This window comes from Ruegeria sp. BI11 (genome assembly GCF_056538005.1).
Genome location: NZ_JBQFSM010000016.1, coordinates 1 through 17,631 on the forward strand (window position 1 = coordinate 1; position 17,631 = coordinate 17,631).

Genomic DNA, 17,631 nt, shown 5'->3' on the forward strand with positions numbered 1-17,631 from the left:
GACAGGCAAAGCCAAAGGCAACGGATACACTATCGGATTCGGAAACTGCTCAGGAACAATCATGCCAGCACTCGATAAGCCATATACACGAAATTAATACCAAAACCGCCCGCAAGGGCACCGGAGGACACCCATGGCAAAAGCATTCGCATCGCAAGGCGACCTGACCGAAAAGACAATAACTTTCGACGAAATCGGTGTCGGGCTTTATGCCTTTACTGCCGAAGGCGATCCGAATTCGGGCGTCATCATCGGCGATGATAGCGTGATGATCATCGAAGCGCAGGCGACGCCGCGTTTAGCAAATAAGGTGATCGAAAAGGTTCGCGAAGTAACCGACAAGCCGATCAGCCACGTTGTTCTGACCCATTATCACGCCGTGCGCGTTCTGGGCGCCAGCGCCTTTGGCGCGCAACAGGTGATCATGTCCGACGTGGCCCGCTCGATGGTGGTGGAGCGCGGTCAGGAGGATTGGGACAGTGAATTCCAACGTTTCCCGCGCCTGTTCGAAGGGCATGAAAGCATTCCCGGATTGACCTGGCCCACAACCACTTTCAGCGACAGCATGACTGTTTATCTTGGCAACCGCCGCGTCGACATCAAACAGATCGGTCGTGCCCATACCGCAGGCGATGCGGTGATCCACGTGCCGGATCAGAATGTAATGTTCACCGGGGACATCGTCGAGGACCACTCGGCCTGTTATTGTGGCGACGGCCATTTCGAGGATTGGGGCAACACGCTGGATTCGATCAAAGCCTATGACGTGGATGCCATCGCACCGGGTCGTGGCGGTGCACTGGTTGGCAAAGATGCGGTCGAGCGCGCCATTGAAAGCACGCGTGACTTCGTGAACTCAACCTACGGTCCAGCCAAACGCGTCGCGATGAAGGGCGGCACGCTCAAGGATGCCTGGGACGCAGTGCGCGACACGTGCGACCCCAAGTTCAAGGACTACGCGATCTACGAGCACTGTCTGCCCTTCAACGTCAGCCGAGCCTATGACGAGGCTCGCGGGATCACCCATCCCCGCATCTGGACGGACAAACGTGATCTGGAAATGTGGGAACAGCTGCAAAGCTGATCTTATCTCACCCGAACTCCGATAGTTAGGTACCACGATGCTTCAGGACCGATACTCTCTCGCCTTCAAGCTTTATCCCTATGAGAAATCCAAGGATCAGGACGCATCCGAAACGGTACGTCACCCGGTCGTCATCGTGGGTGGCGGTCCGATCGGGCTGGCCACCGCGCTGGATCTGGGTCGGCAAGGCATTCCGGCACTGGTTTTGGACGATCACGAAGGGATCGGCCAAGGCAGCCGCGCCATCTGCTTTGCCAAGCGGACGCTGGAAATCGCCGACCGTTACGGCTGCGGCGCGCCAATGCTCGACAAAGGCGTGGTCTGGAATGTGGGCAAGGTGTTTCAGGATGACAGGCAGGTCTATGAATTCAACCTGCTGGCGGAATCCGGCCACCGCAACCCGGCCTTCATCAACCTGCAGCAGCCCTATTTCGAGAAGTTCATTTTCGAAGCCATCTGCGCGGAACAGGAGCGCGGAGCGCCTATCGAGGTACGTGGTAAGAACCGGGTCGATGCGATCGATGTTAAAGACGACCGCGTGGTGCTGTCCGTCACTACTCCGGACGGTCCGTATCAAATAGAGGCTGACTGGATGATCGCCTGCGACGGTGCGGGCTCACCCACCCGTGACATGCTGGGTCTGAGCTTTGAGGGCCGGGTGTTTCAGGACAGCTTTCTGATCGCCGACATCAAAATGAAAAACAACGAGTTCCCGACAGAACGCTGGTTTTGGTTCGAGCCCTATTTCAAATCCGGCGCCTCGACATTGCTGCACAAACAACCCGACAACGTGTGGCGCGTGGACTTCCAGATTGGCTGGGACGTAGACCGCAAAGAGGAATTGAAGGAGGAAAACATCCGTAAGCGGCTGGATGCGATGCTGGGCGACGATGTCGACTATGAAATAGTCTGGTCGTCAATCTACACTTTCCAATGCCGTCGAATGAATCAGTTCCGCCACGGGCGTGTCATTTTTGCTGGTGATTCCGCGCATCAAGTGTCGCCATTCGGAGCGCGCGGCGCGAACTCCGGATTTCAGGATGTCGACAACCTAGGCTGGAAGCTTGGGCTGGTGATTTCAGGCAATGCACCTGAAAGGCTTCTGGACACCTACGATGACGAACGGATTTACGGAGCAGATGAAAACATCCTGAACTCGACCCGATCGACCGATTTCATTACGCCGAAATCAAAGGTGAGCAAGAACTTCCGGGATGCGGTTCTCAAACTGGCAGAGCGCCACGCATTTGCGCGGCCACTGGTGAATTCGGGACGCCTCTCGGTGCCCTGTACCTATGATCATTCGCCACTGAACGGAACGGACAATCTTCCAGAAGGACCTGCCGCTTCGCGGGTAGGTTCACCGTGTAAAGATGCGCCGATTGGCGATAGTTATCTGCTTGATCGACTTGGAAACGAGTTCGTGTTGTTGGCAATAAACGCTGATGTCCCGAACGGCATCGACGTCGACGGCATCCATATCAATAGCGTTCGACTGAAGACTGCAGACGACCCATCGAGTGCCTTGGCGGAACGATACCTAGGTTCGGAAAGCCAAGCCGTTTACCTCATCCGCCCGGACCAACACGTTACGGCACGCTGGCGTGAGTATGACGAGGGCGCGCTGCGTTCAGCCGTCTTGAAAGCCTGCGGAAAGGAATAAACCGATGCCCCTGATTACCGAGCCGAACCTGTATTCACCGGATGATTTTTATGCTGACCTCCTAGCCGCGCATGAGGGTCTGTCTGATGAGGAAAGCGAGGCGCTGAATTCTCGCCTTATTCTCGTTCTGGCCAATCACATCGGCGACCGGGAAGCTCTAAAACAAGCGCTGGAAGTTTCGAAATAGAGCTTCGGAATAGCTGAAATTCTGCATATCTGTGACCTACTGCCCAGACGGCTTTCCAAATTTTGTTGAAAGCTTCGTGTTTTGTCCCAGTGCTTTCGAGATGCTACACCACAGTTGGAAGCCGGTGCTATTTTCGCACAAATGGTGGGCTATTTGCTGACAGGTACACCTGAACTGTGTCACGATAAAACGATGATACGATAGAAATCGCATGTTCAGATGGTTGCTGGACGTTTCCGGGTAGAATGAGATCACCATGAAAACCGTCGACAAAGCCATGGGCCTTTTACGCCAGTTTTCGCTGGAAAATTTGGAAATAGGCTTGAATGAATTTGCGCGCGCCACTGGCGAGGATAAAGCTGTAATTCGCAGGCTGTTGATATCTCTCATCAAGCATGGGTTCATCGAACAGAACCCCGAGAACCGAAAATATCGGCTCGGGCACGGCTTTCTCTCATTGGCCCGGCTCAGAGAAGCCACCGTTCCGATGTACAAGGCCACTCAGGTCGTGTCGCAGTGGCTATCTGCGCATGCAAATGAAACTGTTCATGTCGGCATTCCGGGGGCAACTGGCATGGCAACCGCGTCGTTCACCCTACCCCCAAGGGGCAACGTCATCAACTTACGACCAGCGGATTTGTATCCCTACCACTCCTCAGCTTCGGGCCTCGCTTTCCTGTCATTCTGCTCCGACGAAACGCGAGAGCAGCTGCTGGCACAAAAACGCGAAAAACTGACTCGATTTACGGTTACTGAAAGCGACGAGCTCCTGAAACTAATAGCCCTGAACCGAGATCGTGGATTTGCTGCGACCCGCAATACTGTCGAGTTGGGCGTGGCAAGCGTGGCAATGCCGTTCTTTACCGATGGAGAGGACCCGGCTGGGACGATCGCCATTGCGGTGCCTGATCTGAACATGGACGAGGTGCGCTGCGAGGAACTGGTTCAGCTTTTGAAGACAGCAATTGAAAAGCTAGAGACCGCGATGACCGGGTCTTCCTCTCTCTCCGCTTCGGTTTAACGCGCCTCTGAACCCGCAGTTTCGGGTCTCGAACACATTACAAACTCCGGATCTATTGGCGCACAAAACTTTGTTGCCAAGACACCACCTAGATGCCGCCCAGACTGTGTTCCGACAAGCTCTTGATTGTTGGTCAGTAAATTTACCCAAGCACGTCTGGCAACAAAGTTTCGTTGCAAATGCAACAAAAAAGTTGACAACGTTGCAATTGCAACGAATACTTTCTTCAAGTCCGAAATCTGCTCGAATCGTATGAACAGGAGATCCCGGTGAACGAACTGGCGACGCAAAGAATGCCGATCGTTGCACCCGTCCATGGCATCAAGGGTGCTTTAATCGCACCAATAGTGCGGAAAACTTTGCCACCCCGCCTCTCTCTGTCAAAATTTGCGAATTCGAGCAAATGAGGCGCGCATCGAAAGGCCTGGTTTGCACTCAGTTGGAAACCTACGGATGGCCCGCACAGTGGGCTGAAAGGTTGTTGTGATGGCTCACTCTCTACCCGATCGGGCGCCTGTGGTAATTGTCGGCGGCGGTATTATCGGTGTGTCGACTCTGTATCACCTGGCAAAGCGCGGCATACCGGCCGTTCTGCTCGAGCGCCGCAAGATCGCCAGTGGCACAACCTGGCACGCGGCTGGGATTGTCGGGCAGTTGCGTGACAGCACAGCGCAGACCGAACTGGGGAAATACACGGCGCGCTTGTATCGCGATCTGGAAGAGGAAACCGGGCAAGCTACAGGCTACAAACCCAATGGAACAATCAACTTGGCCATCGGCGACGTTCGGCACGAACAATTGCTGCGGAGCCATGACCACGCTGTACGCATGGGGATAGAATCCTTCCTGCTATCTCCGCAGGAGTTAAAGGAAAAGTGGCCGTGGATTGAAACGGATGATGTGAAATCAGCCTTTTTTGTCCCGTCAAATGGCCAGGTCAACCCGCTGGACGTTACCGTCGCAATGACCAAGAGTGCGCGAGCCTTGGGGGCCCAGATATTCGAGAACACAACCGTTTCCCTGCTGGTCGTCAAAGACGGAAAGGTGACAGGTGTCGAAACGGACAAAGGCGTGATTGCTACGGACAAAGTACTGCTGGCGGGTGGCATGTGGAGCCATCTGTTCGCCAAGGCGCATGGCGTAACCGTACCTCTACACGCGACCGAACATTTCTACATCGTCACTGAGCCGGTGGAAGGTTTGCCCAAGACGCAACCGATCCTAAACATCGCCGAAGAGCGGACCTATTGGAAAGAGGACACCGGCAAGCTTCTGATTGGCTCGTTCGAAAAACACGGCAAACCTTATGGCAAAGGTGGTATCCCCGAGGATTTTGAATTCGACGAACTACCCTTCGATATGGAGCACGTGGAACCATGTCTTGAAAAGATGTTTGAGCGTATGCCCGCTTTGGGTGAGATGGGTATTCAGACCTTTTTCAACGGTCCCGAGAGTTTCACCCCGGATGGCCGCCCCTATCTGGGCCCAACCAGTGAGATCAAGGGGCTATTTGTGGCCACCGGCATGAATTCGAACGGTATTCTGAATTCGGGCGGTGTTGGCTTGACGATGGCGGAATGGATGACCGACGGTGCGCCGTCGCGCGGTATGGGTCCGATGCTGGCACGCCGGGCGCACCCGTTCCAGCGTAACACCAAGTACAACCACGACCGCAGTGCCGAAGCAGTCGGATTTCACTATGGCGTCAGCTGGGTTGGGCGGCAGATTAGCTCAGCCCGTGGAGTGCGCCGTGTTCCCTTGCATGATCGCCTCAAAGAAGCGGGTGCGACTTTTGCCGAACGGATCGGTTGGGAAATGCCGATGTATTTTGACCCCGAGCACAAAGGTTGGAACGAAGAACCAAACCTTTGGTGGAAGGACTGGTCCGGCCATGTGCAGGCCGAATGCCTAGCTGCCCGCGACGCCGCCGTACTGATCGATCAATCTATGTACTCAAAAATTCAGGTCCAGGGACCGGATGCGGTCAAGGCGCTGAACAAGGTTTGCGGCGCGCAAATGGATTTTGAGGTTGGTACTTCGGTTTATACTCAATTCCTCAATTCCCGCGGTGGGATCGAAGCGGACGTGACTGTGACCCGCACCGCCTTTGATTGTTTTATGGTCATCACCGGCCACCCCAGCCAAATGCGCGATCAAGGGTGGATCAAAGACCATGCCGATCCCGGCTGGCGTTTCGAAGTGTTCGACGCGACCTCGGGCTATGGCCTGATCTCGATCCACGGCCCTAAATCCCGCGAGATTCTGGAGGCCATCTCAGGCGACGACCTGTCGAATGAGGCTTTCCCCTTTGGTGCCGCGCGTGAGATCGACATGGCCTATGCCCGTGGTTGGGCCATCCGCCGCTCATTCCTTGGCGAACTTGGCTATGAACTGATGATGCCCACCGAATTCGTTGTCGGTGTCTATGAGGCGTTGATGGAAGCGGGCAAACCGCATGGCCTGCGCCACATGGGCATGTTCGCAATGAATGCATGCCGCCTGGAAAAAGGCTTCCGTCACTTTGGCCATGACATCGCCGAAGATGACACACCTTTTGAAACCGGCCTGGGTTTCGCCGTGGCTCTGGGCAAAGAGGACGACTTCCTTGGCAAAGCCGTTCTGGCGGAACAGAAGGCAGGCGGCGCGGCAATCCAGTACCGCACTGTGTCGTGTATTGTAGATCAAGTGGATGCCAAAACCGGCCCCTATCTGATTCACAACGAACCGATCTGGAGAGACGGTCAGATCGTTGGTCACGTAACGTCTGGCGATTGGGGCTTCCGGCTGGGGGCGATGGTGGGTCTGGCCAGTCTGCACCGCGACGAAGGCGTGTCCAAAGCCTGGATCGACGAAGGTGGGTTCAACGCGCAAATCGCCGGGGAAATGTATCCGCTGCGTGTTCAACTCGCGCCTTACTATGACCCGAAAGGTGAGTTGATGCGGAGTTGAAACGCGGTCGAGCCGGAAAAGCGGTGCAGAGATTTAGTTGACATGTGAAGTAATATTTTGCTTAATATGTTAATCAATGCAGAAGGGGAGGATCAAATGGCGGACAAGACCATCCTGGTCATTGGCACGTACGACACCAAGAATGACGAGTTGGAATTCATGTCCAACAAGATCCGCTCTCTGGGTGGCAAGGTGAAAACGCTTGATGTCAGCGTGTTGGGTGATCCTTCCCAACCCACCGATTACTCGAAACACGACGTTGCCGTGGCAGGAGGTAGTTCAATTCAGGCCGCCATCAAAAGCGGCAGCGAACATGTCGCGATGCAGATCATGTCTACGGGTGCTTGTTCACTGGCTCGTAAATTGCACGACGAAAACCAGATCGATGGCGTGATCATTCTGGGCGGCACGATGGGCACCGATTTGGCCTTGGATGTTTGTCAGGCCTTGCCGATTGGGATGCCGAAATATGTGGTGTCAACTGTTTCATTCTCTGCTCTTATCCCGGCCGAGCGCTTGTCTCCTGACATTCAGATGATCCTGTGGGCTGGCGGTCTCTATGGGTTGAATGCGATTTGCAAATCCTCTCTGGCGCAAGCGGCTGGTGCGGTTTTGGGTGCGGCGCAGGCCGCAGAACCTGCAATCAGCGGACGTCCGGTGGTGGGGATGACATCGCTTGGTACGTCTTGCCTGAAATATGTCAAGACGCTCAAACCAGCTCTGGAAGAACGCGGCTACGAAGTGGCGGTGTTTCACGCGATGGGCATGGGCGGCATGGCCTTCGAGCAAATTGCCAGCCAAAATGGGTTTGTCTGCGTGATGGACTTTGCCGGGTGTGAGTTGGGCAACCTTTTGGCTGGTTCGGTCGTGAACGCGGGCAAAGACCGGCATCGCGCGGCAGGACGTGCGGGCATTCCACAAATCGTGGCGCCTGGTTGCATGGATCTGATCGATTTTGCTGGTTGGCAGGAAATTCCAGAGCGGTTCCAGGATCGCCCGATCCACACGCACAACAAGCTCGTCAAGAACACCTACTACAACGCGGACGAACGGCGTGAGATTGCCCGTGAGTTAAATAAGCGCCTCGAGGAAAGCCCTGCGCCGACGCATCTAATCATACCGCGCGAAGGGATCGAGGAATGGGATCGCCCCGGCGGTGATTGCCACGACGCCGATGGCTTGCAAGCTTTCATCGGCGAACTCAGCGCGACTGTCGCGCCTTCCGTCCAGGTGACGGAACTGGACGCCCATATCAACGACCCCGAATTCAACGCCACCGCACTGAAGATATTCGACCAATGGGTTGCCGATGGAATTGTCCCGCCCGGCACCACTTGACCAACAAACCGCAATACCATTCGTCAAAAGGGAGGAAACCATGACGAACGTTTTCAAAATGGCATGCGCAGCCACTCTGCTCAGCGCAACGGCAGCTTTTGCCGAATACCCAGAAAAACCAGTTTCATTTGTTGTACCGTGGCCGCCCGGTGATCTTGAAGATGTCCTGACCCGCATGATTGCGGATGAATTCCAGGCGATGTACGGCGTTCCGGCGGCGGTGGTGAATAAGCCCGGCGGCGGCGGCGGACCATTCCCGGGTGCGGTCGAAGTGGCCACTGCCCCTGCGGACGGCTACACCATCGGCTCATTTGTCATCGGAGTGCCCGTCATCGGGCCTGATATCGGAATTCCCGAACTCAATCCGAATCCGTTCGAACCCATCGGAATCTTCCTGACCTATCCGTTTGTGATCGCATCCAGCAAAGATGCGCCGTTCTCGAACTGGGAGGAGCTGGTTGAGCACGGCAAAGAAAACGATGTTGCGCTTGGGCATTTTGGTTCGGTTCTTCCGCCAACTCAGGTGACATTTGCAGCCGCTGTCAGCAGCGGTTTCGATTTTGCCAGTGAAGCAGCCTTTGATTTGTTGGATTGCAACACGCTGGCCTCGGGCGATGTTGATGTGATCAACACCACTCTGCAGCTCGTACTGCCCTGCCTAGATCAGGTGAATGTTCTGGCCAGCATCGGCGGCGAACGCATTTCTCTGGTGCCGGAATCGCCAACAGTCGTTGAGCTGAACCCAGAATTGCCGTTGGCCCTGTGGAACGGTTTGTTCGTGCACAAGGACACGCCTCCAGATGCACGTGAAAAAATTACCGCAGCGGCGCAAAAGGCCTTGCAGTCGGACAAAGCCAAAAAGCTAGCGCAGGAAACAGGTGCGCTGATCTATTGGCAGGATCCAGACTCTTCCAATGCTCAGATTGAGCAAGACAAAGCCTCATTCGCAAAAATCGAAGAAATCCTGGGCGAATAAGCATCAGATCAGGCGCGGGACGTAGCTGCCGCGCCTTTTTCACGGGAGGAGGCTGCGATGATTGCAAAGACACTTCAGGACATGTTCAAAAGGTATCGTCGACCTGGCGATGTCGTGTTTGCGGTCTTATTTTTGGCCTTTTCCGTTTTCCTTCTGTCCCAGCTTGGTGAACAAACCCAAGTTGTAAAGCGCACCAAATGGTTTGCACAGCCGGGCCTATGGCCGACGGTTGCAGTCTGGGGCATGGTCATATTCGGCTTTTTGCACTGGCTTAGTTCGGCCTTATCCGAGCGGATCAGCGGTCGCTGGATGGAGGTTGGCTTCTGGGTCCGGTCGTTTGAATATGTTGCCTATTTCCTGATCTATGTCCTGCTGGTGCCGCAGATTGGTTACCTGCCGTCCACAATGCTGTTTGCGGTCTTTTTAACCTTGCGCGCCGGGTTCCGAGGTGCAGGCGCAATAGGTATCGCGGCACTGTTCGGCTTTCTCGTCACCATCGTGTTCCGGGCCTTTCTGCAAGTCAAAATACCGGCTGGGGCCATCTACGAATACCTGCCGGAATCTGTACGCGCCTTTGCGCTGACCTATCTGTAGGGGGTCAGCATGGAAACGCTTCTTTCCGGTATCTCCATCCTGCTGCAATGGCAGGTTATTGTCGCCCTACTGGTCGGTTCGATTGGTGGCGTCATCATCGGTGCGCTGCCCGGTGTGGGTGCGGCGGTCGCCATCGCCATCCTTTTGCCAGCCACTTTTGCATTTGAACCCATCGTAGGTCTGACGCTGCTGTTGGGTATCTATGGATCGTCCATGTATGGCGGTGCCATCCCCGCGATCCTGATCAATACACCGGGTACGGCCGTCAATGCGCTGACCACATATGACGGTTATCCGATGACGAAACGCGGGCAAGGGCATCGCGCCCTGTCGCTGGCTTACTCGGCCTCATTCTTTGGCGGCGTGTTTGCGATCATCTGCCTGATGGTGTTGTCACCCGTGCTGGCGCTTGTTGCGCCGCATTTCGGAAGTCGTGAGATTTTCCTCGCCGCCCTTTTGGGTATTGTTCTGGTGGTGCTCGCGCACCGGGGACAGATCTTTGCCGCCGGAATGCTAGCGGCATTTGGTATCTTCCTTAACACAGTTGGCCTTGAGCCGGTTAAATATACCCGGCGGTTCACTTTCGACCAAAGCTGGTTGGCGTCAGGCGTCGATCTGATCGTGGTCGTGTTGGGCCTGTTTGCGATCAGTCAGGCATTTCTGCTGTTGCTGGAAAAGAATCACGCACCGGGCGACACACATGTAAACGGCAACATGTTTGCTGGTCTGAAAGAGCTTTTGGGCATCAAACGCGTCGCCACTGTATCTTCGAGTATCGGTGTGTTCATGGGAATGGTCCCCGGCACTGGCGAATTCACATCGCAGTTCCTGTCCTACACCTACGCACAGAAAACTTCGAAAGACCCCGAGAAATTCGGCGACGGATCGCCGGAAGGGCTGGTGGCGTCCGAATCCGCCAACAACGCCGTGCCGGGGGCAGCAATGATCCCTCTGCTGGCGCTTGGCATCCCGGGTGAAGCGCTGACCGCGATGATGCTCTCGGTGTTTTACGTTCACAACGTTATTCCAGGGCCGCAACTGTTCGAGAACCAGATGGACTTCGTCATGGCGCTGTATATGGCGCTGATCCTGCTGAACGTAATTGTTCTGGTGTTCCTGCTGTTCTCGACTAACCTGTTGCTCAAGATTATTCAGATCCCGACCAGGTTCCTGGGGGTAATGATCCTGATCCTGGCATTTGTCGGGGTGTACAGCCTGCGCAATTCGATCACCGATTGCGCCATTGCCGCCGGGTTCGGGGTGTTCGGCCTGATACTCAAACGGCTGGACCTGCCGATTGTTCCGATCATTCTGGGCATGGTTCTGGGCGGTATCATGGAAACCAAGCTGCGCAGCGCTATGGCGCGGGTAAAATCCCCACTGGATTTCATCGACCGTCCCATTGCGGCCATCCTGTTCGGACTGATTGTGCTGATCCTGATCCTGCACTTCCGCACGTTGTACTACGAGTTCAAGAACAAACTCAGACCAGAACCCAATCTGCCCCCGGTGGATTCTGACCATCCGAACCAGCAAGGGTGAAAATATGCTGAACCAGGAAAAAATCGACGGCCTGAGAAACGCAGACATTCCCCTGCAAGGGCATTTCATAGATGGGCAATTGGTCCCGTCTGCTTCTGGCAAGACATTGGACGTTCTGTCCCCGATCAACGGGCAAAGCATTACTCGGATCGCTGGTGGTGAACCAGAGGATATGAACCGGGCCGTGGCCTCGGCCCGGGCGGCCTTTGAGGGCGGGCGCTGGTCCCGATCAGCCCCGGCAGCACGCAAGAAAGTGCTTCTACGCCTTGCCGATCTGATCGAAGAACGGGCACTTGAAATCGCGGTTTTGGGCGTTCGCGACAACGGAACCGAGATTAACATGGCCCTGAAGGCCGAAGCCCTGTCTGCGGCTCAGACATTTCGATATTATGGCGAGGCGATCGATAAGATCTACGGTCAGATCGCCCCGACCGCACATAACGTCTTGGGGTTGGTGCATCATGCGCCTGTTGGAGTCGTTGGTTCGATTGTTCCCTGGAACTTTCCTTTAATGATTGGCAGCTGGAAAATTGCCCCCGCTCTGGCGGCTGGCAATTCCATCGTCCTCAAACCGGCCGAAAGTGCCTCGCTGTCGCTGTTGAAAATCGCCGAACTGGCGGTCGAGGCAGGCTTGCCTGAAGGTGTGTTCAATGTGTTGACCGGCAAAGGCAGCGTTGTGGGCGAAGCGCTGGCGCTTAGCATGGACGTGGACATCATGGTGTTCACCGGATCCGGTGCCACCGGCCGTCGGTTGCTGGAGTACTCGGCACGCTCCAACCTCAAACGCTGTTATCTGGAACTGGGCGGCAAATCCCCCAACATCGTTTTCAACGATGCGAAAGACCTGGCCGAGGCAGCCAAAGTGTCAGCGGCCGGGATCTTCCGCAATTCCGGGCAGGTTTGCATCGCCGGGTCACGTCTGCTGGTACAGGAAGACATTGCCGAGGACTTCATAGCAGAAATGGCTCGCCATGCGCAGGCTTACCGCATTGGTGATCCACTGGATCTGAACAGCCAGATCGGGGCCGTGCATTCCCTGCCCGAGCTTGAGGCCAATCTGGGCTTCGTCAATCGCGCTGAAGCCGAAGGAGCTGAATGCCGATCCGGTGGCCAGCGTATTTTGGAAGAAACCGGCGGATACTACATGCAGCCCACAATCTTGACCGGAGTCAAACCGGACAGTGAACTGTTTCAGAACGAAGTTTTCGGTCCGGTTCTGGCGGTCACAACATTTCGGGACGAGGATGAGGCCGTCGCGCTGGCCAACTCTACTGTTTATGGCCTGTCCGCGGGCGTTTGGACAGCCGATCTCAGCCGCGCACATCGCATGGTCGAACGTATCCGCGCGGGCATCGTGCACGTGAACACCTATGGCGGCTCTGATCTGACTGTGCCGCTTGGGGGTGTGCGTCAGTCGGGTAACGGCCACGACAAATCGTTGCATGCGATCGAGAAATATTTCGATCTGAAATCCGCCTGGATTCAACTCTAATCTCAGGAACGACCCAAATGGCCCTCTCTCCCAAATCCGCAGAGTTGATTGAACGGCGCAGCAAACTGCTGGGTCCCAATGTCTCGACTTTTTATGATGAACCCGTTCACGTCGTGAAGGGTGAGGGTGTCTGGCTGTGGGACGCGGATGGTCGCAAATATCTGGATTGCTACAACAACGTGCCGCATGTCGGGCACTGCAATCCGCGCGTGGTCGATGCGATTTGCCGTCAGGCAGCGACCCTCAACACCCATACCCGCTATCTGCACGATGGTATTCTGGACTATGTTGAGAAACTGACCAGCACAATGGACGCGTCGCTGGACACTGCAATCCTGACCTGTACCGGGTCTGAGGCCAACGATATCGCCCTGCGTATGGCCGAGGGCATGACCGGCAAACGCGGCATCATCGCCACCGATGCGACCTATCACGGCAATACCTCACTGGTCAGCCAGCTCAGCAAGTCGAACGAACCGACCGTTGGCTTTGGCTTGGGGCAGTATTTCCGTTTTGTCGAAGCGCCGGACAGTTATCGCAACCCAGATCCGGACGGCACCAAATTCGCCGACGCGGTGGCCGAGCAAATCGCCGAACATGAAAAATCCGGCATCGGCTTTGCCGCGCTCGTGGTCTGCCCATATTTCCTGAACGAAGGTTTTCCGGATCATCCCGATGGCTGGCTGAAACCGGCGGCTGAAGTAGTGCGCAAGGCTGGGGGTCTTTTGATTTGCGATGAGGTTCAGTCGGGCTTTGGCCGCACCGGTACCCACATGTGGGCGCACCAGAAAATGGGTGTTGTTCCGGACGTGATGACGCTGGGCAAGCCGATGGCCAATGGTCATCCGGTGGGGGCCGTGGTGACACGATCGGAAATTCTGGCGACCTTCCGCAAAGGCTATCGCTATTTTAACACTTTCGGCGGCAATCCCGTCTCATGCGCGGCAGCCATCGCCGTATTGGAAGAGATCGAAGACAATCAGCTGCTGGCAAACGCCAAAACCGTGGGGACCCACGCCCGCACACGAATGGAAACGCTGAAGCAGAAGTACGATTTCATCGGTGATGTCCGCGGTTCGGGCCTGATCTTTGGGGCTGAAATGGTTCTGGACAGGGAATCCAAGGAACCCGCCAGTGCATTTACCGACCGTGTGATCAACGAAATGCGCCAGCGGGGTATCATTCACTCAAAACTGGGGCGGCACAAGAATACGCTGAAAATCCGCCCTCCAATGCCATTCTCAAAAGAGAATGCCGATCTGCTGTTCGACATACTGGATGACGTATTGGCGGAAACAGCGCTATGACTGTGTCTGAGACAATCGAAATAGCATTGGCGCTATGGGGATACGACGGCGCATCCTGCACATTAATTGCAGAACGCGAAAACCGAGTTTTCCGGGTCGATCACCAAGGCAAAGCCTTTGCTCTAAGATTTCATCGCGACGGGTATCGCACTGATGCCGAGCTGTGGTCAGAATTGGAATGGATGGGCGCTCTGGCGAAAGGTGGGCTGCATGTCCCTGCTCCGGTCGCCTCGACCACAGGCGAATATCTGCATGTCATAGATGGGATTCAGATCGACGTTTTAACGTGGCTTTCCGGCGCGCCAATTGGCAAAACCGGCGCGGCGATGGAGATTTACGATCGCGCCGGATTGTTCCGCGATATCGGGCGCGAAATGGCGCGAATGCATGTATTAACTGACGCTTGGTCCCCACCCGAGGGGTTTACCCGCTGCGCCTGGGACCGCCTGGGTCTTGTCGGTAAGAACCCTGTCTGGGATCGCTTCTGGGACAACCCCACCCTCTCCGACGAAGACCACCACCTGTTCCTTAAGGTCCGTGAGGTGGCGGATCAGGAATTGCTACGGCTGGAACCCGAGCTGGATTATGGCCTGATTCACGCCGATCTGGTCCGCGAAAACGTCATGGTCGACGGTGACAAACTGCAACTGATAGACTTCGATGACAGCGGCTTTGGCTTCCGGTTGTTTGACCTCGCGACGACCTTGCTCAAAAATCTTGATGAGCCCGATTACCCCGAACTGCGCGATGCCTTGATCGAAGGTTACAAATCCGTTCGCGAAATCGACACCGCGCCGTTGGACCTGTTCATACTGCTCAGATCCGCGACATACGTTGGTTGGATCATCGCTCGCATGCAAGAAGACGGCTCGGAACTCCGCAATGAAAGATTCACCCGCAATACCCGCAAACTGGCGCTGGACTATCTGGCTGTTCAGGAGAACGCGTCATGAATCGGCTTAACGGAAAAGTCGCCATAATCTCCGACGCAACCCTGACTGTGGATGGCGGGGCTACCATTGTCGATGTCCCAACGCGGGCATTTTGAAGGTTTGACCTCGCTCGACTTACCGACGCTCTGACAATCTGATGCCAAAAGGCACTCTACGGAGAAGCAAAAAATGAAAGACTCCAACTTCCTGAAGGAAAACAACGCCCGTCATTTCTGGCACCCCATGGCGCACCCGGCCGACAGCCAGAAGAACCCGCCGACCATCCTGACCGGTGGCGAAGGCGTCAGCATCATCGATGTGGATGGCCATAAAGCCATCGACGCCGTGGGCGGGTTGTGGAACGTCAATCTGGGCTATTCTTGCGATCCGGTGAAACAGGCAATTGCCGATCAGCTAAATGCGCTGCCCTACTACTCAACCTTCCGCGGCACCAGCAACGACAAAGCCATCGAACTCTCATATGAACTGGCACAGTTCTTTGCCCCTGACGGCCTGACCCGCGCCTTTTTTACCTCAGGTGGTTCGGATTCCGTTGAGATCGCACTGAAACTGGCCCGTCAGTATCACAAAGTGCGTGGTGAGGCCGGGCGCACCAAGTTCATTAGTTTGAAGCAGGGTTATCACGGCACCCATTTCGCAGCCGCCTCAGTCAACGGGAACCAGAAGTTCCGCGCCGCATACGAGCCGATGATGCCCGGGTGTTTCCACGTGCCCGCCCCCTGGACTTATCGCAATCCTTTTGACGAGGCCGACCCTGAGCGCCTGGCCCAGCTGTGCGTCAAAGCGCTGGAAGCTGAGATTGCCTTTCAGGGCGCAAACACGGTCGCCGCTTTCATCATGGAGCCAGTCCTAGGTGCAGGTGGTGTGATCCCGCCACATAAAAGCTTTATGCCGATGGTACGCGAAGTTTGCTCCAAACATGGGATTTTGCTGATTTCCGATGAAATCATCACCGCCTTTGGCCGCACTGGCAGCGAAAGTGGTGCGCGTCACTGGAGCGTTCAGCCCGACATCATGACCACGGCCAAAGCCATCACCAACGGCTACTTCCCCTTCGGCGCGGCGATGATTTCAGGTGCGGTGGCAGAGGTTTTCGAAAGCGATACCACCGGCAAAGCTTCAATCGATCAAGGCTATACCTATTCCGGCCACCCGGTCGGTGCAGCGGCTGCACTGGCTGCACTGTCGGAAATCAACCGCTTGCGAATTTGGGAAAACGCCGCGGCGCGCGGTGACGAATTGTATACCGGTCTGCAAAAGCTGGCCGACAAATTTGATGCCATCGGCGATGTGCGCGGCGGCGAGGGGCTGATGTGCGCGCTGGAACTGGTCTCGGACCGCGCAAGCAAGGCACCTATCGCCAAACATTTGCCACTACAGGCGCAGAAGGCGGCTTACGAAGATGGTGTGATGGTCCGCGTATCCGGCAACAACATCATCCTGTCGCCGCCCCTGGTCATCACCTCGGACGACGTGACCAAGATACTGTCAGCGCTCGAAACCGGTCTGGCTAGCCTTTAGGGGTTGGCTGGGTTTCTTCTCGGCCCTTGAGAAACCGATGGTCATCGACTGCATCGGCTGAGCTTCGACATGAGCAACAAGACCAAAAAGGGTCGGGATCAAATTTTGACCGACAAAGAAGGACATCGGAATAGCCGCTCTGATCTTTGCACGTGGTGCAACACACGGATTGCTTGGACAACTATGAACCGCGTTGTCCCGAAGTGAGAAAGATTGTGGGTCCACCACTTTGATTGTGTTTTTTGGCGAACTGCCCCTGCCATGACTCGCAGTATCTGGCTGGATACCATTGGCTCTATCGAAGGAGCGGTAGTGTTGAAACACTCTGATCCAATGGAGTAGGCGTGGCCGAAGGCGATCTGCCATATGAATTGCGTAAACCACTCTGCTGCCCCAGCGAACCGTGTCGAATTTCTGTGAAATTGCCTACAATTCTACAATCAGAGTGAACCACATTTCATACACGCTGACATCCAAACCGAGGGAACTCAACCAATCCCGTTGGACACGGTCACGCTGCCGGGACGATATGTGCGGACGTTCGCGAAACCGGTTGGATCAAGGATACTCCGTGGCGACCATCAGCGGCTAAATAATACGGCACAGGAGCGAATTGATCGCGCCATACGTGATTTCGAACCGCGCCTGCTTTTGGGTTATGCTTTGAACGGACAAGGAACGCTCCTTTGCGTGACCGATGACGGAACCCTCGTTCCGGGCTGGTTAACAGGTAATAAGGGCATTCGGGAACAACAGATCCGTGTTCCACAGTAACAGTGCAAGGAAGCCCATGCATTAGATCAAAGTTTAAATCTTCGACACGTGGTTTCATTTTCAAATAGGCATCGTGCTTCTCGCCTTTCGGCGAAAAAACATCGGGCGTGCTGATTAAGATGGTTGGCACTGATCCAATCTCGGCTACTAAACGGATCACCGTTGGCAGCTATGAACTTGTGGATAATACAGGTCTCTTGCCGTTGATGATCGGCTTCTACGAGACAGTC

Annotated in this window: 13 protein-coding genes; all 13 read left to right on the plus strand. The window is 55.4% G+C overall.

The window, feature by feature from the left end; genetic code table 11:
- Positions 1-133 precede the first annotated feature (133 nt).
- Positions 134-1,084 carry an MBL fold metallo-hydrolase gene (locus tag ACR0DT_RS22305; protein ID WP_480712876.1) on the plus strand — a complete coding sequence of 317 codons (951 nt, stop codon included), beginning with the start codon at positions 134-136 and terminating at the stop codon, positions 1,082-1,084.
- A gap of 37 nt (positions 1,085-1,121) precedes the next feature.
- Positions 1,122-2,747, plus strand: a complete 1,626-nt coding sequence (locus tag ACR0DT_RS22310; RefSeq protein WP_480712877.1) for an FAD-dependent oxidoreductase — start codon at positions 1,122-1,124, stop codon at positions 2,745-2,747.
- Between the two features lie 4 nt (positions 2,748-2,751).
- The gene (locus ACR0DT_RS22315) at positions 2,752-2,934 is read left to right on the plus strand and encodes a DUF2783 domain-containing protein (RefSeq protein ID WP_480712878.1); all 183 of its coding nucleotides are present in this window, start codon (positions 2,752-2,754) and stop codon (positions 2,932-2,934) included.
- Between the two features lie 256 nt (positions 2,935-3,190).
- On the plus strand, positions 3,191-3,955 hold the full coding sequence (locus tag ACR0DT_RS22320; RefSeq protein ID WP_480712879.1) for an IclR family transcriptional regulator: 765 nt from the start codon (positions 3,191-3,193) through the stop codon (positions 3,953-3,955).
- Between the two features lie 486 nt (positions 3,956-4,441).
- A complete protein-coding gene (locus ACR0DT_RS22325; RefSeq protein WP_480712880.1) occupies positions 4,442-6,904 on the plus strand; it encodes an FAD-dependent oxidoreductase in 2,463 nt (820 codons plus the stop codon).
- Positions 6,905-7,000: 96 nt separating this feature from the next.
- Positions 7,001-8,242: a Tm-1-like ATP-binding domain-containing protein gene (locus ACR0DT_RS22330; protein ID WP_480712881.1), complete on the plus strand. Its 1,242-nt coding sequence runs from the start codon at positions 7,001-7,003 to the stop codon at positions 8,240-8,242.
- Between the two features lie 40 nt (positions 8,243-8,282).
- A complete protein-coding gene (locus tag ACR0DT_RS22335; protein ID WP_480712882.1) occupies positions 8,283-9,218 on the plus strand; it encodes a tripartite tricarboxylate transporter substrate binding protein in 936 nt (311 codons plus the stop codon).
- A gap of 57 nt (positions 9,219-9,275) precedes the next feature.
- Positions 9,276-9,812, plus strand: a complete 537-nt coding sequence (locus ACR0DT_RS22340) for a tripartite tricarboxylate transporter TctB family protein (RefSeq protein WP_480712883.1) — start codon at positions 9,276-9,278, stop codon at positions 9,810-9,812.
- A gap of 9 nt (positions 9,813-9,821) precedes the next feature.
- Complete coding sequence (locus ACR0DT_RS22345) at positions 9,822-11,354, plus strand: tripartite tricarboxylate transporter permease (RefSeq protein ID WP_480712884.1); 1,533 nt, start codon at positions 9,822-9,824, stop codon at positions 11,352-11,354.
- A 4-nt stretch (positions 11,355-11,358) separates the two neighbouring features.
- Positions 11,359-12,846, plus strand: a complete 1,488-nt coding sequence (locus tag ACR0DT_RS22350; protein WP_480712885.1) for an aldehyde dehydrogenase — start codon at positions 11,359-11,361, stop codon at positions 12,844-12,846.
- Between the two features lie 17 nt (positions 12,847-12,863).
- Positions 12,864-14,153 (plus strand): aspartate aminotransferase family protein, encoded by a 1,290-nt coding sequence (locus ACR0DT_RS22355; protein WP_480712886.1) that lies wholly within the window; start codon positions 12,864-12,866, stop codon positions 14,151-14,153.
- Positions 14,150-15,106, plus strand: coding sequence for a phosphotransferase enzyme family protein (locus ACR0DT_RS22360; RefSeq protein WP_480712887.1), 957 nt, complete (start codon positions 14,150-14,152; stop codon positions 15,104-15,106). The genes ACR0DT_RS22355 and ACR0DT_RS22360 overlap by 4 nt, the downstream gene beginning before the upstream one ends.
- Positions 15,107-15,274: 168 nt before the next feature.
- Positions 15,275-16,627: an aminotransferase class III-fold pyridoxal phosphate-dependent enzyme gene (locus tag ACR0DT_RS22365; protein ID WP_480712888.1), complete on the plus strand. Its 1,353-nt coding sequence runs from the start codon at positions 15,275-15,277 to the stop codon at positions 16,625-16,627.
- Positions 16,628-17,631: the final 1,004 nt, after the last annotated feature.

What these genes read in the sequence shown, in the direction of transcription:
- ACR0DT_RS22365 (WP_480712888.1), top strand. Translation starts at nt 15,275, where the DNA reads ATGAAAGACTCCAACTTCCTGAAGGAAAACAACGCCCGTCATTTCTGG.
- ACR0DT_RS22340 (WP_480712883.1), top strand. Translation starts at nt 9,276, where the DNA reads ATGATTGCAAAGACACTTCAGGACATGTTCAAAAGGTATCGTCGACCT.
- ACR0DT_RS22320 (WP_480712879.1), top strand. Translation starts at nt 3,191, where the DNA reads ATGAAAACCGTCGACAAAGCCATGGGCCTTTTACGCCAGTTTTCGCTG.
- ACR0DT_RS22360 (WP_480712887.1), top strand. Translation starts at nt 14,150, where the DNA reads ATGACTGTGTCTGAGACAATCGAAATAGCATTGGCGCTATGGGGATAC.
- ACR0DT_RS22325 (WP_480712880.1), top strand. Translation starts at nt 4,442, where the DNA reads ATGGCTCACTCTCTACCCGATCGGGCGCCTGTGGTAATTGTCGGCGGC.
- ACR0DT_RS22355 (WP_480712886.1), top strand. Translation starts at nt 12,864, where the DNA reads ATGGCCCTCTCTCCCAAATCCGCAGAGTTGATTGAACGGCGCAGCAAA.
- ACR0DT_RS22315 (WP_480712878.1), top strand. Translation starts at nt 2,752, where the DNA reads ATGCCCCTGATTACCGAGCCGAACCTGTATTCACCGGATGATTTTTAT.
- ACR0DT_RS22350 (WP_480712885.1), top strand. Translation starts at nt 11,359, where the DNA reads ATGCTGAACCAGGAAAAAATCGACGGCCTGAGAAACGCAGACATTCCC.
- ACR0DT_RS22310 (WP_480712877.1), top strand. Translation starts at nt 1,122, where the DNA reads ATGCTTCAGGACCGATACTCTCTCGCCTTCAAGCTTTATCCCTATGAG.
- ACR0DT_RS22330 (WP_480712881.1), top strand. Translation starts at nt 7,001, where the DNA reads ATGGCGGACAAGACCATCCTGGTCATTGGCACGTACGACACCAAGAAT.
- ACR0DT_RS22335 (WP_480712882.1), top strand. Translation starts at nt 8,283, where the DNA reads ATGACGAACGTTTTCAAAATGGCATGCGCAGCCACTCTGCTCAGCGCA.
- ACR0DT_RS22305 (WP_480712876.1), top strand. Translation starts at nt 134, where the DNA reads ATGGCAAAAGCATTCGCATCGCAAGGCGACCTGACCGAAAAGACAATA.
- ACR0DT_RS22345 (WP_480712884.1), top strand. Translation starts at nt 9,822, where the DNA reads ATGGAAACGCTTCTTTCCGGTATCTCCATCCTGCTGCAATGGCAGGTT.